The following is a 15,001-nucleotide window of genomic DNA, read 5'->3' as shown; positions in this document are numbered from 1 at the left end:
ACTGGTGTTTGTGCAGGGGATATGCGTGCTGTACCTAATGTTCAGTGAATAATTCCCCTTCTAGAAAAATGCAGTTAAGCTAAGTAAGACCACCTAAATTAACTCTTTAGGAATTAACTACATGACGGTTGCTCTCGATAAACTAAAGTACGAAATCAAAGATCCTGCTCTAGCAACCTTAGGTAAGCAGCGGATTGAATGGGCTGGGCGCGAGATGCCAGTGTTACGGCAGATCCGCGATCGCTTTGCCCAAGAAAAGCCTTTTACCGGAATTCGCTTGGTCGCTTGTTGTCATGTCACTACAGAAACAGCACACTTGGCGATCGCCCTCAAAGCTGGTGGTGCAGATGCCGTTTTAATTGCTAGCAACCCTCTGTCTACTCAAGATGATGTAGCAGCTAGCTTAGTTGTAGATCATGGCATTCCCGTCTTTGCAATCAAAGGGGAAGACAACGCCACGTATAACAAACACGTCCAAATCGCCCTCGATCATCGCCCCAACATTATCATCGATGACGGCAGCGACGTAGTTGCAACTTTAATCCAAGAGCGGCAAAACCAAATCGCTGACTTAATCGGTACAACCGAAGAAACCACTACGGGTATCGTTCGCTTGCAAGCGATGTTAAAGGACGGCGTACTGACATTCCCAGCGGTGAATGTTAACGATGCCGATACTAAGCATTTCTTTGATAATCGTTACGGTACGGGTCAATCTACCCTAGATGGGATCGTTCGCGCTACCAATATTCTGCTCGCTGGCAAGACTGTAATTGTTGCTGGTTACGGTTGGTGCGGTAAGGGTACGGCACTACGGGCGCGTGGCATGGGTGCTAATGTCATCGTGACCGAAATCGACCCAATTAAGGCAATTGAAGCAGTCATGGATGGTTTCCGCGTCCTCCCAATGGCAGAAGCTGCACCTCAAGGAGATATCTTCATCACTGTTACAGGTAACAAGCACGTTATTCGTAGCGAACATTTCGACGTGATGAAAGACGGCGCGATCGTCTGTAACTCCGGTCACTTTGATATTGAAATTGACCTCAAGTCTTTAAAATCTAAAGCAGCAGAAGTCAAAAATGTTCGTCCGTTCACTGAACAATACAAACTCAATAGCGGCAAATCAGTTGTCGTCATCGGTGAAGGCAGACTGGTAAACTTGGCAGCAGCAGAAGGACACCCCAGCGCTGTTATGGATATGAGCTTTGCTAACCAGGCTATGGCTTGCGAATATCTGGTGAAAAACAAAGGTAAACTTGCTCCTGGTTTACATTCCATCCCAGTTGAAGTTGACAAAGAAATTGCTCGATTGAAGCTGCAAGCAATGGGTATCAGCGTTGATACTCTCACACCAGAACAAGTTGAATACATCAATTCTTGGACTTCGGGAACATAATTGACGTAAGGTAAGGATGCTGTAAGGTGGGCATTGCCCACCCTACACCGACTATCGATTCCCGATTCTATCGCCTGTCTTCTTAAGGGGGGTTGGGGGGATTGCCTTGGCGCAGTTGAATTTATTGAGGAATTCTATCGCTCCCCTTTTTAAGGGGGGTTGGAGGGATTGCCTCGCTGTTAGGGTTTGAGGAAGTATTGCAGTGGCTCGACTTTCTGTAGAATTAAAGCGCTTCTTTTTCGAGGAACCACCTCCACAAGTAACTCTCAATCAGGTACTCGCGTTATCTGGAGAAAGAGTTTTTGGTTTTTTACTTGTGATTTTGTCTCTTCCTTCCGCTTTACCGATACCAGCACCAGGATATTCCGTACCTTTTGGAATTCTGATATTTGTACTAGCTGTTCAACTAGTTGCAGGCGCAAAAACTCCTTGGCTTCCCCCACGGTTGGCGAATCGTTCGCTGGAGTTGAAGCAGGTTCAAGGGGTTTTAAATGCAGGTATTCCTTGGTTGCAAAGAATTGAGGCGATATCTCATCCTCGGCTGCCCTATGTTTGCACTAGTGCTGCTGGACGAGTTATCATCGGCATCGCGATCGCACTCATGGCAATTTCAATGATGATTCCCATTCCTGGAACAAATACTTTGCCAGCAATTGGTATCTTCGTGACGGGATTTGGCTTACTCGAAGATGACGGCGCAATTAGTTTAGGTGGTTTGGTGCTTTGTTTAATGGGAGCAATTCTATCCACATCGATTCTAGTTGCTTTATTTGTCGGCGGTTCTAGCCTGCTCGATTTACTGAGATCTTGGCTCAAAGGTGGGTAGTTATGGCAACCATAAGCGATCGCAAAGACCAGTAAAATTAGCAGTCTGAATAGAATTTCGCTTATCATCTGGAATGAATTCATAAATTAGGCATGAGGAATTGATCCAGATGACAGAATGGATTGTAAATATCATGACTTCCCTTGGTTATTTGGGAATCGGGTTGTTGATGTTTTTAGAAAACCTGTTTCCTCCCATTCCTTCAGAACTGATCATGCCATTGGCTGGTTTTACCGCAGCCCAAGGTAAGTTGAATATTGCAGGTGCGATCGCGGCTGGAGTTTTAGGAACTGTCATCGGAGCGTTACCTTGGTACTATGCAGGTAAATTCTTAGGCGAAGAACGATTAAGGGATTGGGCAGATAAATACGGGAAATGGATAACCATCACTGGTAAAGATATTGACAGGTCGAAACACTGGTTTGACAGACACGGAGTTAAAGCAGTACTTTTGTGTCGCATGGTTCCTGGGGTACGCACCTTAATTTCCCTTCCCGCTGGAATTAGCGATATGCATATAATACCGTTCCTGATCTACTCAACTGTAGGAACGATATTGTGGGTAGGACTATTAACCGCTGCTGGCTACGTTTTGGGAGATAACTACCAATTAGTAGAGGAATATCTCGCACCTGTCTCTAAAATCGTACTTGCCACTTTAGTTATTGGTTTAGTCATTATAATTATCAAACGAAATCAGCGGCGATAAATTATTGTCATTTCGATCGCTTCTTTAGGTCGAAGTAGGGTTGTTATTAACGCACCCTACATATGGTAAAAAACTGGTAATTTAAAGAACAACTGAATTTATGCGATCGCTACCTTGAAAACTCGTTCTTATTACTGGCAGCTACTACCATACATCCGTCCCCAATGGCAAAATCTAGCTAAGGGTGGCGTGGGAATTTTGGGCTTTGTCATTGCTACCTTAGCCTTAATTCATCTAGCAGGAAGGTTAACCACACCGTTTGGTGAAGGTAACGTCGTTGCGATCGCTCAACTTTCTAGTTTATGTGCTGCTGTCTTTTTGATTAGAGGAGTTGCCCAAGCGATCCAAGATATTTATATGGCAAAAGCAGCTTTAAAAGTTGCTTTTCATCTAAGGAAACAAGTTTACAGTCATCTACAAAAACTCAATCTTAGCTACTTTGAAACCGCAAAAGCAGGCGATTTATCTTATCGACTGACTGAAGATATCGATCGCATTGGAGAAGTCGTCAATAAAATTTTTCACGATTTTATTCCTTGTCTTTTGCAGTTGGTGGCAATTCCGATTTACATGTTATATCTAAATTGGCAACTGACAATTGCCATTATTTTAGTTGTGCCATTAATCGGTATTTTAATTACTTGGTTTGGGGAACGAGTTAGAAAGTTTTCGCTCAAAAGTCAAAATCGTATTTCAGATTTATCGGCAATTTTAACTGAAGTTTTTAGTGGCATTCGGATTATTCAAGCCTTTGCAGCGGAAGATAGAGAAATTGCTCGATTCAGTCACGAAGCCGAACGAACTTTACAAGCTAAATATTCTACAGAACGACTCAAAGCTATTCAAATTCCAGTAGTGGGATTTTTACAAGCTTTGAGTTTTCTATTCGTCCTCTTATTTGCAGCGTGGCAAATTTCTCAAAATAACTTGACTGTAGCCGGATTTTTTAGCTATTTAGCAGCAGCAGTATCGATAATCGATCCGATTAGTCATACAACTAATAATTATAACGAGTTTAAACAAGCAGAAGCTTCTGTCGATCGCGTGTTTGAATTATTGGCAATTCAACCGACAGTAGAAGAAAAGCCAAATGCGATCGCTCTACCTTTGGTTAGCGGTAAAGTTGAATATTCCAATATTAATTTTGCCTATAAACTCGGTCAACCAGTACTGCAAAACTTGAATTTAATTGCCCAGCCAGGAGAAAGAATTGCTTTAGTAGGCGCTTCTGGAGCCGGAAAAACAACTTTAGTTAACTTACTCCCTCGCTTTTACGATCCGCAGTCAGGAAAAGTTTTAATTGATGAAATTGATGTGCGTGACGTGCAATTGAAAAGTCTGCGACGACAAATAGGTATTGTCCCCCAAGAAACAGTTTTATTTTCAGGAGCAATCGCCGAAAATATTGCTTTTGGACAGGCTAGCTACAATTTAGTAGATGTAGAATCAGCCGCCAAAATTGCCAATGCTCATCAATTTATTATGCAACTTCCTGATGGTTATTACACCCAAGTCGGAGAAAGAGGCGTAAATTTATCGGGAGGACAAAGACAAAGAATTGCGATCGCTCGTGCGGTTTTACTCGATCCGCGTATTCTCATCTTAGATGAAGCTACCTCTGCGTTAGATTCGGAATCGGAAGCTTTAGTACAAGAAGCTTTGGAACGATTGATGCAAAATCGGACTGTATTTATTATCGCCCACCGTTTAACAACTGTACGCCGTGCCGATCGCATTTTGGTAATGGAAAAAGGACAAATTTTTGAATCAGGTACGCATGAGGAGTTGTTGGCATTAGAAGGACGGTATGCGCGGTTTTATGCTCAACAGTTTAGTTGTTAAATAATGGCGATCGCGCCACACGCTAAAATTTAAATCGATGTATTATAGAACTCCACATGAAAATTAAAGCTGTTATTTGGCAAGAAGACGGTGTATGGTGTGCTTCTGTGCCAGCATTACCAGGTTGCCATACTTGGGGTGAAAGTTACGAGCATTTATTAGAGATGCTAAAAGATGCGATTCAAGGATGGTTAGATGTTGCTAGTCAGCAGCTTTCCTAGCTTGACAATCTTTTATTACTTATATGCTCTTGCAAGCGACTAATAACTTCAGAAGTTAAACTTTCTTCTGGTTCGACAGGTTCTCGTTCAGCCATTACTACCTCAATTTCAGCCGACGAAGCTTGTCCTAAGTTCTGTAATAGAGTATTAAAAGATTCTTTTTGGCGATCGCGTGTTGTTTCAGGTAGAGTATCAACCGTGTAAGCTGATGTTACCTGACGAGTCAGGGCATAAACAATGTACTGATTTAAAGAAACACCTTCGCTTTGGGCTAAACGCACTAATTGGTGATGCAACGTTTCTGGTAAACGTACTGTCAACCTACTCATTTCCAACTCCTGACAAAATCAAAATATAAGTACGGCTGAACGTTGCTACTCACAGTGTTTCCAAATAACTGAGCAAATCTGCCATTTCCTTCTCGCTAGGCTGAAATTTTGGCATGGGTGGTGTATCCCCACTAATCACCTGATGGATTAAACCGTAGCCTGACTTCCGTTTAGAAACTCCTTGCAGGCTGGGACCAACATTACCTTCTGCCTGAAAGCCATGACAACCAGCACAGTTCATCTGGAAGATCGCATTGCCTTGCATCGGATCGCCAGATAAAGATAAAACGCCCTTAATATAAGGATCGGCGGGACTGAGTAGGTAAGCGCCCACAATCGCCATTGCGATCGCCAATAACAGCGCTAGAGCGATCGTCGCGAACCGCTGGAGCGAATTTTGACTGAGGACGTGCTGGTTATCCAAAAGGTTTCACTAAAAGTCAAATTGACAAATCTTTTCTATATCCTACACATAGCTTAAAAGTTCTTGACCTTATCGGCAAGCAAATAGCGCTAATTTATACCGATTAAATTTTTGTTAAAATCGACTGGCATTCAGTCAGCTAAAGAGTTTTAAGTCAGCCCCCTACATACAACTAAACAGAGGTATGATTAAAGACGTGCAGAAAAACTTAATCTAAGCAAACATATTACTACATCTGACATTCAGGAGATTTGACGTGGTTGAACCCTTACTCGATGGCATGGTACTAGGTCTAATTTTTGTTACCCTGGCAGGGCTGTTTTTCAAAGCTTACGAGCAATTCAAGCGCGGTAAAAAGCTGGGAATTGACTAAGAATATGTAGAGGCGTTAAATATAACGTCTCTACATCTCTTTTGTATAGAAAATTAAAGTTGTGTTGCCATAGATTTTTTGGCGACAAATTTCTAAACCAGGTAAGGCTTGGGGTTGCCAAAGTGAGGGATCGTATTCTATAGCGAGTTCTCCCTCTGGATGCAAGAGATGATAGCGAGCGATCGCCTCTAATATTGGCTGATACAATCCACTGGCATAGGGTGGATCGAAGTAGATGCGATCGAATTGCTGTCCGGCTAAAGTTTTCAACCGCTTCAATACGTCACCGCGCAATACTTGAAACTGTTGTTCTGGTTTGGCTATTTTCTGCCAGTTCTGTTGAATAATGCTGCAAGCACGGCTGGATTGTTCGATCCCGATTACATAATTAGCGCCTCTACATAAAGCTTCCGCACCCATCGATCCAGTTCCAGCACATAGATCTAACCAGCGACAATCGGTAATTTTTCCCTGCCAAATATTAAATACAGCCTCCCGCACTCTACCACTAGTAGGGCGAGTATCTCTACCTGGAAGGGATTTTAATTGGCGATTACCAGAGATTCTGAGACTCATAAATGAGGAGTGAGGAGCGAGGAGTGAGGAGTGAGTGAATTAATTTTAGATTTTGGATTTTGGATTGTAATGCTCCCTCAGCTCCCTCAGGTTCCTCAACTTCCTCTGCTCCTCTACTCTCTTGTCCCCCTCGCTCCTCACTCCTCGCTCCTTTCTGCTCCCTGTTATACAAGAACTGTTTCCCTTACCTGCGCCACGAAGTTAGATAAAATTTGCAAGCCTGATGTAGAAGACTTTTCGGGGTGAAATTGGACGGCTACGAGATTATCTTGGGCGATCGCGGCTGTGACAACTTGGCTACCATGAGTGACTGTAGCGGCGCGGACTTCAGAATTGACGGGAGCGACATAGTAAGAGTGGACGAAATAAACCCAAGGATTCAATGGCAACTTTTGCCATAACGTGCATTCTGGTTGGGTAAATTGCAATTGGTTCCAACCCATGTGGGGAATTGTAATTCCTGGTTCGGAGGTGAAGCGGCGGACAGTACCAGCAATAATTCCCAACCCTGGCTCTTTACCTTCTTCGCTGCTTTCAAATAAAATTTGCAAACCGAGGCAGATTCCTAAGAATGGTATCCCACTAGCGATCGCCTGTTTGATGGGTGCTTCTAAACCCCGCGATCGCAAATGTTGCACGGCTGGATCGAATGAGCCGACTCCTGGCAGGACGATCGCATCTGCTTGTAGTATTTCTCTGGCGGAATCCGTAATTTTTGGGGTTGCGCCTGCATTTTCTAGTCCTTTACAGGCAGAGTGCAAGTTTCCCATGTCATAATCTACAACTGCGATCGTTGCCATATTTCATCCTCATTCCGGCACTCTATTATTTTAGGTCAATACACCTGCTTATACGAATATTGTGTACGGGCGGGTTCACAAAACAACACTGACTGGGACGAAGATTTCGGGTGAACCCGCCCCTACAAATGCTTAACTTTCTTACTTACTTCACATGGCAAAAAAAATTCTACTAACTTCCTTTACAACTTGGCTACCTCACCAACAAACGAATTCTTCTGACGACCTATTAGAAAAAATATCTCAACTTAACTATACATTTGCTGTTCTCAACTTTTTGCGTCGGTTACCCGTCAACATTCAACTTGCCAGCAATATAGTGATGAAAAAAACTCAGGTGTTAAAACCTAATTTCATTGTTTGTTGCGGTATGGCAGAACGCCGACAGTATTTGAGTATTGAGTCTAATGCGGCTTGTAATGGTAGTATCTTACAGACAAACATCGCTCTCGAAAAGTTAGTCGGGGAGAACAGCAGAGTCAAAATTAGTCACGATGCCGGAAAGTTTGTCTGCGAAGGACTTTATTATTCAATTTTAGAGTGGATTCAACGTCATCAGTTACCAGTAAATTGTGTTTTTGTTCACGTCCCGATATTGACTGAACAAAATTTAAATTTTGTTTTAAATGATTTTGAATTCATTTTGCAACGACTAGGTAATTATTAGATGAAACCAGCTTTTAAATATGTCTTGTGGAGCTTCGGATTAATTAGTGCCAGTATTATTGGCTATATTAGCTTTACCCTGTGGCAGGTCTTGAGTATCGGTACGGCTTATCAAGCAAAACAATTTTGTTCGGGTGTGTTTGTCTCTCAACGCACTCCAGAGTCTATTTTCAATCGAGATGTTTTGGCTGAGATTGCAGGTTTATCAACTTTGGAACAGTCAATTGTCAAGTCAATTCACGTGAAGATCGATCGCCCGCAGCAATCTGTCACGGCAAGTATTTTTGGTTGGGCAAAGCACCAAGCAATCTTTCGTCCTGGGCTTGGGTGTACTTTGGTTATCGATCGCTCTGTACAAGAGTTGCGATCGCAGACTCAGCAACTCAACTTAACTCCACGACAAGATCGACGTTGGTTGCAAGGAAAGACAAACCAAATTCCGGCTGAAATCAACCAAAAACAACTTGCGGCAGCTATGGACTGGATTTTCAATCCTCAACATGACTCTAGGGCTGTCGTCATTGTCTACAAAGGCGAGATTGTGGCAGAACGTTACGCGCCAGGCTTTTCGGCGCAAATGCCGTTGTTGGGATGGTCGATGACTAAGAGTACGATCAATGCACTGATAGGCATTTTAGTCAAGCAGGGTAAGCTGTCGCTAACAGACAAAAATCTCATGCCAGAGTGGAATCATCCCGGCGATCGCCGCAGTCAAATTACACTAGATTCGATGCTTCGCATGAGTAGCGGTTTGAAGTTTGATGAAAATGAGGGCAACCCTCTGGGTAATCTGATTCAAATGCTATTCGGTCAGAGTAACGTAGCTGCTTATGCGGCAAATCAACCTTTAGAAGCCGATCCAGGTAGGAAATGGCAGTATGCTAGCGGTACGTCCAACATTCTCTCTCGGATTGTGCGCCGTGCGATCGGCGATCGCGATGCCGATTATCTCACATTTCCCCGTCGCGCTCTATTCAATCCTCTGGGGATGTCTAGTGCAGTTATCGAACCGGATGCATCGGGAACCTTTATCGGTTCTGCTTTCATGTATGCTACGGCAAGGGATTGGGCGCGGTTTGGTTTGCTTTATTTACAAAATGGCATGTGGGAAGGGCAACGCATTCTACCCGAAGGCTGGGTGAAGTACAGTCGCACGCCAACTCCAGCAGCACCCAAGAAAAATTATGGCGCTCATTTTTGGTTAATGAATGTTTCTACACCCTCTGGACACAGCAAAATTATGACCGCTCAAGGATTTCAAGATCAGTACACTGCGATTATTCCTTCACACCAACTCGTTATCGTTCATCTTGGTAGGAATGAAAACAGAACGCGCCAAGAATTTATTCCTCGCGTCTTAGCGGCTTTTACCCGTTAGTCTGGGTGGTTTTGCAGGAAATATTTGTTGGAGTCAGAGATACTTTGTGAACCCGCCTCTACAACTTTTGACTTTGAACTTTTGACTTTTGACTTGCTTATGCTGCCTTTGTTGCCAATTTTCCCTATCGCTCAAACCACTCCCCCACCACAAGAAATCGTACAACCGCGAATTGTGCGTCCTCTAGCTGGTAGTTTGGATGCAGTGCCAGTATTTAATAGTAATAGTCCTGAAAAAGTACAGGCAGAAGGAATCTTACTTTCCACTTTTCCGCCTGGTGGGAAACAAACTAAATCCGCTCATCTGAATTTTCCTTTTAGGGGTAGATTCGATCTGTTTGCTCATCACGTTTTTCAACCGACTTCGCCAGACGATTTGCGATCGCTCTATTTAGGAGTCATCTTACACAATCCTGGCAAGCAAGCGATACGGGTAGATATTTTGCAAGCAGCCAGTTATCTCAGCCAACCGGATGCACCGTTTGCAGAATTACCACCTGTAGCTGAAAATAACTTGGGTACGATATTTGCGGGACCAGGCGATCGCGTCATGAATCAGATTTTGCGCGGACAGCGACAGTCGAGTTTTCCGCCGCAACTGATTATTCCCCCCGGACAAAGCCAGATGTTATTCAATTTGCCGATTCCGGTACAGGGTTTAGAACCGCCAATCAACGGACGGTCTACATTCATGCGCTTGCGGAGTAGTGGAACGGTATATGCTGCAAGTTTGGCAATGTACGCGCCGACCGATGCTAACGGACAAGAGCGATCGCCTACTTTAGAAGAATGGCAGCGAATGTTAGAGCGTGGGAATTTAGCTGGACCCCGCGATAAAACTCCTACACCACCAGAACAAACGAGCGGTAAAGTGGTTTACGGTCGCGTGGCGGGAGTAGCGCAGGGTTCCCAATGGCGATCGCAATTGGTAGATAGTTCGGGTGCTTCTTCTTTAAGTATCCCGTCGCCAGGTGAAGCTTTTTCCTATGGTTTGAGTATGTTGAACCAAGGGACGTTGGGAACGAGTCAAATTCAAAGTGCGCCAATGCTGATTCGTTACCCAGATACAGCTTATCGCGCCCACGGTAACTATGGAATTCAATATAGTCTGAGTTTGCCACTACAAAACAATAGCGATCGCGATCGAACTGTCACCGTATCTCTAGAAACACCACTGAAGGAAGGCAAACTCAGTCAAGGCGGGTTGCGTTTCTTTAGTTCGCCAGCAAAGCAGGTATTCTTTCGCGGTACGGTAAGGTTGCGTTATAACGACGACCAAAATTTACCTCGGACGAAGTACGTGCATTTAGTTCAGACGAGGGGACAGCAGGGAGAACCATTAATAACTTTACAGATGAAACCAGGCGATCGCCGTTTGGTACAGTTAGATTTTCTTTACCCGCCAGATGCAACCCCTCCGCAGGTTCTAACAATTGGTACAAAATAGAGACATTACATAATTGTAGAGACGTTACATGTAACGTCTCTACACATGTCATAGATGCAAACGAGATTTGCAATCTTATTTTTTTAACCCAAAACCCGTTTTCTTCTTGTTGCCACCTTTGTTTTTAGTAATAGATTTATTCACTTCTACAAAAGCTTCTTCAAATAAGTTGTGTAGATGAATAGGAACGCTAGCGATTTCTGGTAATTCCGGTTCTATCGGTTTATTGTATTCTTGCAATAGTGGTTCTAAGTCGCTGTCAAGTTTGAACTGGGGACGTTCTAAGACCGTTTGCAAGATTTTTTCTAATTGCTTGGGATATTGTTGTGCTAACTTCTTCCAAATGAAAGTATTGATAGATGCATTTTCTAAATAATATTTAACTAATTTTTCCGCACCTTCTGGCGATCGCCAATCCTCAGCTTCTAACAACTCTACGAACTTAGTATATGTAGGTAGAAACATTTGTCCCCAACGAGGATGAGAAATCGCCGTTACCTGTTCGGCTTTTTTCAGATCTGCTGGCAATTCTACTTTTGGAGCTACCATTTTGGTCTTGCTTCGATCGGCAAGAAGCTGAGAAATTGCTTGCGAGTCTGCGCCTGCTTCCTTGGCGGCGGCTGCGATTTCCTCATTTCCTACTCCCGCTTCTTCAGCCAGTTCTGATAAGCTTTTCGATTCGTCAACTCCGGCTGCTTTGAGGCGTTGTTGAGTTAGTATTTCTTGAAATTCAGCGACTTTTTTATTGAGCTGATAACCGGGCATCGTCACTTCTTCATTTCCAAAGAAATCTATAAATTCTTGATGATAGTTAGCCACAGATTGCCAAGCTTCTGCTAATAAATCTGGAGCATCGCTGTAAAGATATTTTCTATAGTTATCTTTAAAATTACCAATTGCTACGGCAAGTTTGGGTTTTCCCAATCTACCCATCAGCGTGTAAGCACAAGAAAATGTCCAATAGTCATCGGTGACGGGTGCGATGCGAGTCAGTAAGATTTCTCCCTCTTTCCACCGAGACATTTCTTGTAATGTTTTCTCGTCGTTTGGCTTCACAGTGTAGTGTTTTGCTGTCAGCCAGTTCATGAATTCCAATCCATCAGGAAGAATTTTAGTAATAGTAAATAAGCCGATAAAACTACGTTTCCAACTATTTAGCAATTGGCGATCGCTCTTAGTCAATTCAGGTTGGTTTTCGATAAATAAGTCTATAGGTGTTTTGTCGCCAACCTGTCCTTCAGTAATAAATGTATCAATGACTATTTCTTGCTGAACCGCATCATAGCGATCTTTACGCGCATTGGCAGCAGCATAAGCCTCTAAAGCCTCAGCGAGTTCTCCTTCTGCATCGAGGACGAAATCGGTTAAGTCTTGTTTGAGTTGGCGCGATCGCTCTAGAATTGCTTCTACCATGAGGTTTTTTAGTAATATGGCTTTTACTAGGTTAAAGGTTGTCTGGCAGTTTGAGGATCTGGCTGGTGTGAGATTGACAAGAATTATCGATCGCAGATGTGGTAATGAGTAATGGGTATTGGTATTTGGTTATTCTTCCCTGCTCCCTGTTCCCTGCTCCCTGCTCCCTTCCTCGAGTGTTTTGATCATCCAATGGGACTGAATTTGATAGCCTAGTTTGTGGTATAGATCTAGGGCTAGGGTATTAGATTGGAAGACTTGTAGACCAATTTGCCGATCGCCTTTTGTCCGCGCCCAATCTTCAAGATATCTCATCAATGCTTTACCGATACCTCGTTGTCTATGTTCTGGTTTGACGTAGAGTAAGAATATATATGTATGGCGATCGCCTTTAACTTGATCTACGGCATTTCCTACCCACAAGCAAGCGACTTTGAGTGGTGCGTGGTGTGTGGTGTGTGGTGCGTGAGAAAAGGTAAGTTCTTCACTACTCTCTGCTCCCAGCTCGTCCCTGCTCCCTTCAGTCACCCACCATAAAGGTGTATCTCTAGAAAAATATTGCTCGACGGTGCGGGTGAGATGAGCAAAGTTTTGTTCGGGAAAGATTTCTCGGTAACTCTGCTGCATGAATTGGATCAGCAACGATCGATCCTGGTTAGTGCCAGAATGGATTGAGTAGCCTGGTAGTAGCTGTTGAGTCACTTCAAACTAGGCAAGGGGCGATAACTACGCTCGCGTTTCGCTAACGCATCCGAATCCATTGGCGATCGCGTTTGTAAAATTAACTTGGGCATTATCTGGCTGGGAATTGACTTCTTGAGTCGGCGCGGGTGCAGCCATATCAGCCGGAATGAATATACGGGCGCTGACTGCAACTAAAGCAATTAAGAATACGAGTACGACTAATAACGGGGCGATGTATTGACGGAAGATAGCCATTTTTTTTAGGGAGCAGGGAGCAGAGAGCAGGGAGCAGGGAAGAGATAAACTGAGAAGCTAATCTCTCTTGTCTTCTTTTTATCCTACAACTGTTGCCAGTCTTCTTCATCTAGTCCTGGTCTAGGTAATATATACTTCGAGTTCCAAGGGGCAACGATAGGTAAAAGTAACAGTCCTGGTATGGCAGCAACTATTGTCAGTAAAAAGAATGTTGCCCAACCTGTTGCTTTGGCAATTTCCCCAGCAGGTCCAGCTAAAATATCTCTACTCATTGCCATTAAACTCGAAAATAAGGCAAATTGAGTTGTGGTAAAGCGGCGATCGCACAGGCTCATTAGGTAAGCAACAGTTACGACTGTGACTAAGCCAGCACAGAAATTTTCAATATTAATTGCTATGACTAGTAACGAGCTATTTTTTCCCGCGATCGCTAGGGCATAATAGCCTAAATTACTCATCAGTTGCAGAATTCCAAATCCCCACAAGGCACGATTTATTCCAATTTTGGTTAAAATAACTCCACCAATTAATACTCCTACAGTTGTGGCTAAAAATCCCATTCCTCCTTGAATTGCGCCAATTGCGCTTTTACTAAAACCTAAATCTACTAAAAATGGATTTGCCATATTTCCTACTAAGGCATCTCCCAACTTATAAAGCAAGATAAATAGTAGAATTAGAATTCCTGCGCCAAGTCCTTGACGCTGAAAAAATTCTTGAAAAGGTAAATAAACTGCTTCTTGTAATGTTTGTGGCGATCGCTCTGTGGCTATTTCCCTAGTTTTTGTTGGTAATAAAAATGAGGTAGCTAACCACGCAACAATCAGGGCTGCAACTATCCAATAGAAGATTGGCAAAGGTAGATAACCCGTCCCTACTGCTAAAAGTAGTCCTGAAATTAATAAGCCTCCTCCAATTAAGAAAACTATATCTTTAACCGTAGGAGGCGATCGCTCCTCTAAAATATCGTTTTCTGGTTGGGGCGACCAAAAAGTTGTAAATAGTCCGACTCCCATCAAAGCAGCCATTAACAAATACACAATTTGCCAAGGTAAATAATCGGCTAAAACTAAAGCTAAAAAACTCGTGACTAACAACGCCATACGATAGCCAAGTACCCAAACAGATGCACCAGTTTCTAATTCTTGTGGCTTCAATACATCAGTCCGATAAGCATCGCCGACGATATCTTGAGTTGCACTGAAAAAAGAAACAATTAAAGCAGTAATTGCCAATAAATTTAATCCTCGTACATCTTGGGTAGGTTGTTGCAATGCCAAAGCAGCGATCGCTACAATTAACCCAACTTGAGTTATCGCCAACCACCCCCGCCTGCGCCCCAAAAACGGAGGAACAAACCGATCCAAAACAGGCGACCACAAAAACTTCAAAGAATAGGGTAAAGCCACCAAGCTGAACCAGCCAATAACCCCCAAATCGATATTTGACTCCTTCATCCAGATTTGCAAAGTTCGACTCGTTAAAAACAAAGGCAAACCCGAAGCAAAACCCAGCAGTAGCAAAGCCGCCATTTTGCGACTTTGAAAAACTTGTAGCAGCGATCGCATTGCTGTCACTTTCAAAGACTCCCATCAGATACAACAGCATTAAATCAGCGATCGCTTTTCCATCAATTCCTTAATTAAATCTTTAGAATCTC

General features: G+C 43.3%; 17 protein-coding genes. 9 read left to right on the top strand and 8 right to left on the bottom strand.

Annotated features, from left to right (window positions below; translation table 11 throughout):
- Positions 1-121 precede the first annotated feature (121 nt).
- From ahcY to N4J56_RS24225, 5 genes are all read left to right on the top strand, one after another.
- Positions 122-1,399 (top strand): adenosylhomocysteinase, encoded by a 1,278-nt coding sequence (gene ahcY / locus N4J56_RS24245; RefSeq protein WP_317108776.1) that lies wholly within the window; start codon positions 122-124, stop codon positions 1,397-1,399.
- A gap of 202 nt (positions 1,400-1,601) precedes the next feature.
- Positions 1,602-2,225, top strand: coding sequence for an exopolysaccharide biosynthesis protein (locus N4J56_RS24240; protein ID WP_317108775.1), 624 nt, complete (start codon positions 1,602-1,604; stop codon positions 2,223-2,225).
- A 109-nt stretch (positions 2,226-2,334) separates the two neighbouring features.
- The gene (locus N4J56_RS24235; RefSeq protein ID WP_317108774.1) at positions 2,335-2,934 is read left to right on the top strand and encodes a DedA family protein; all 600 of its coding nucleotides are present in this window, start codon (positions 2,335-2,337) and stop codon (positions 2,932-2,934) included.
- Between the two features lie 114 nt (positions 2,935-3,048).
- On the top strand, positions 3,049-4,776 hold the full coding sequence (locus tag N4J56_RS24230; protein WP_317108773.1) for an ABC transporter ATP-binding protein: 1,728 nt from the start codon (positions 3,049-3,051) through the stop codon (positions 4,774-4,776).
- 56 nt (positions 4,777-4,832) lie between these two features.
- Positions 4,833-4,997 (top strand): type II toxin-antitoxin system HicB family antitoxin, encoded by a 165-nt coding sequence (locus N4J56_RS24225; protein ID WP_317108772.1) that lies wholly within the window; start codon positions 4,833-4,835, stop codon positions 4,995-4,997.
- Here N4J56_RS24225 and N4J56_RS24220 read toward each other — a convergent pair.
- Positions 4,994-5,326, bottom strand: coding sequence for a YlcI/YnfO family protein (locus tag N4J56_RS24220; RefSeq protein WP_317108771.1), 333 nt, complete (start codon positions 5,324-5,326; stop codon positions 4,994-4,996). The two genes, N4J56_RS24225 and N4J56_RS24220, sit on opposite strands and share 4 nt — an antisense overlap.
- Before the next feature lie 49 nt (positions 5,327-5,375).
- On the bottom strand, positions 5,376-5,750 hold the full coding sequence (locus N4J56_RS24215; protein WP_317108770.1) for a cytochrome c: 375 nt from the start codon (positions 5,748-5,750) through the stop codon (positions 5,376-5,378).
- Between the two features lie 256 nt (positions 5,751-6,006).
- Between N4J56_RS24215 and petG the strand changes: the two genes are divergently transcribed.
- Complete coding sequence (petG, locus tag N4J56_RS24210; RefSeq protein WP_015154651.1) at positions 6,007-6,123, top strand: cytochrome b6-f complex subunit V; 117 nt, start codon at positions 6,007-6,009, stop codon at positions 6,121-6,123.
- Between the two features lie 30 nt (positions 6,124-6,153).
- Here petG and rsmD read toward each other — a convergent pair whose 3' ends face one another.
- Positions 6,154-6,699, bottom strand: coding sequence for a 16S rRNA (guanine(966)-N(2))-methyltransferase RsmD (gene rsmD, locus N4J56_RS24205; protein WP_317108769.1), 546 nt, complete (start codon positions 6,697-6,699; stop codon positions 6,154-6,156).
- Between the two features lie 164 nt (positions 6,700-6,863).
- Entirely contained in the window at positions 6,864-7,499 is a 636-nt protein-coding gene (gene hisH / locus N4J56_RS24200) for an imidazole glycerol phosphate synthase subunit HisH (protein WP_317108768.1), read from the bottom strand.
- A gap of 154 nt (positions 7,500-7,653) precedes the next feature.
- Here hisH and N4J56_RS24195 point away from each other — a divergent pair, with 154 nt between their 5' ends.
- The 3 genes from N4J56_RS24195 (at position 7,654) to N4J56_RS24185 (ending at position 10,989) form a co-directional block, all read left to right on the top strand.
- The gene (locus N4J56_RS24195) at positions 7,654-8,166 is read left to right on the top strand and encodes a peptidase C15 (RefSeq protein ID WP_317108767.1); all 513 of its coding nucleotides are present in this window, start codon (positions 7,654-7,656) and stop codon (positions 8,164-8,166) included.
- Positions 8,167-9,543, top strand: coding sequence for a serine hydrolase (locus tag N4J56_RS24190; protein ID WP_317108766.1), 1,377 nt, complete (start codon positions 8,167-8,169; stop codon positions 9,541-9,543).
- Positions 9,544-9,642: 99 nt separating this feature from the next.
- Positions 9,643-10,989 carry a DUF3370 domain-containing protein gene (locus N4J56_RS24185; RefSeq protein WP_410500578.1) on the top strand — a complete coding sequence of 449 codons (1,347 nt, stop codon included), beginning with the start codon at positions 9,643-9,645 and terminating at the stop codon, positions 10,987-10,989.
- A gap of 75 nt (positions 10,990-11,064) precedes the next feature.
- On the opposite strand, the gene N4J56_RS24180 is transcribed toward N4J56_RS24185, so the two are convergent.
- From N4J56_RS24180 to N4J56_RS24165, 4 genes are all read right to left on the bottom strand, one after another.
- Positions 11,065-12,402 carry a hypothetical protein gene (locus tag N4J56_RS24180; RefSeq protein WP_317108764.1) on the bottom strand — a complete coding sequence of 446 codons (1,338 nt, stop codon included), beginning with the start codon at positions 12,400-12,402 and terminating at the stop codon, positions 11,065-11,067.
- 129 nt (positions 12,403-12,531) lie between these two features.
- Positions 12,532-13,104, bottom strand: a complete 573-nt coding sequence (locus N4J56_RS24175) for a GNAT family N-acetyltransferase (protein WP_317108763.1) — start codon at positions 13,102-13,104, stop codon at positions 12,532-12,534.
- A gap of 24 nt (positions 13,105-13,128) precedes the next feature.
- On the bottom strand, positions 13,129-13,341 hold the full coding sequence (locus N4J56_RS24170; RefSeq protein WP_317108762.1) for a hypothetical protein: 213 nt from the start codon (positions 13,339-13,341) through the stop codon (positions 13,129-13,131).
- Positions 13,342-13,424: 83 nt separating this feature from the next.
- Positions 13,425-14,918: an AmpG family muropeptide MFS transporter gene (locus N4J56_RS24165; RefSeq protein WP_317110702.1), complete on the bottom strand. Its 1,494-nt coding sequence runs from the start codon at positions 14,916-14,918 to the stop codon at positions 13,425-13,427.
- Positions 14,919-15,001: the final 83 nt, after the last annotated feature.

Origin of the sequence: Chroococcidiopsis sp. SAG 2025 (assembly GCF_032860985.1) — a bacterium.
Classification (GTDB): Bacteria; Cyanobacteriota; Cyanobacteriia; order Cyanobacteriales; family Chroococcidiopsidaceae; genus Chroococcidiopsis.
This window is presented reverse-complemented; position numbering and strand designations above follow the sequence as displayed.

What these genes read in the sequence shown, in the direction of transcription:
- ahcY (WP_317108776.1), top strand. Translation starts at nt 122, where the DNA reads ATGACGGTTGCTCTCGATAAACTAAAGTACGAAATCAAAGATCCTGCT.
- N4J56_RS24235 (WP_317108774.1), top strand. Translation starts at nt 2,335, where the DNA reads ATGACAGAATGGATTGTAAATATCATGACTTCCCTTGGTTATTTGGGA.
- N4J56_RS24225 (WP_317108772.1), top strand. Translation starts at nt 4,833, where the DNA reads ATGAAAATTAAAGCTGTTATTTGGCAAGAAGACGGTGTATGGTGTGCT.
- N4J56_RS24220 (WP_317108771.1), bottom strand. Translation starts at nt 5,326, where the DNA reads ATGAGTAGGTTGACAGTACGTTTACCAGAAACGTTGCATCACCAATTA.
- rsmD (WP_317108769.1), bottom strand. Translation starts at nt 6,699, where the DNA reads ATGAGTCTCAGAATCTCTGGTAATCGCCAATTAAAATCCCTTCCAGGT.
- hisH (WP_317108768.1), bottom strand. Translation starts at nt 7,499, where the DNA reads ATGGCAACGATCGCAGTTGTAGATTATGACATGGGAAACTTGCACTCT.
- N4J56_RS24195 (WP_317108767.1), top strand. Translation starts at nt 7,654, where the DNA reads ATGGCAAAAAAAATTCTACTAACTTCCTTTACAACTTGGCTACCTCAC.
- N4J56_RS24190 (WP_317108766.1), top strand. Translation starts at nt 8,167, where the DNA reads ATGAAACCAGCTTTTAAATATGTCTTGTGGAGCTTCGGATTAATTAGT.
- N4J56_RS24185 (WP_410500578.1), top strand. Translation starts at nt 9,643, where the DNA reads ATGCTGCCTTTGTTGCCAATTTTCCCTATCGCTCAAACCACTCCCCCA.
- N4J56_RS24180 (WP_317108764.1), bottom strand. Translation starts at nt 12,402, where the DNA reads ATGGTAGAAGCAATTCTAGAGCGATCGCGCCAACTCAAACAAGACTTA.
- N4J56_RS24170 (WP_317108762.1), bottom strand. Translation starts at nt 13,341, where the DNA reads ATGGCTATCTTCCGTCAATACATCGCCCCGTTATTAGTCGTACTCGTA.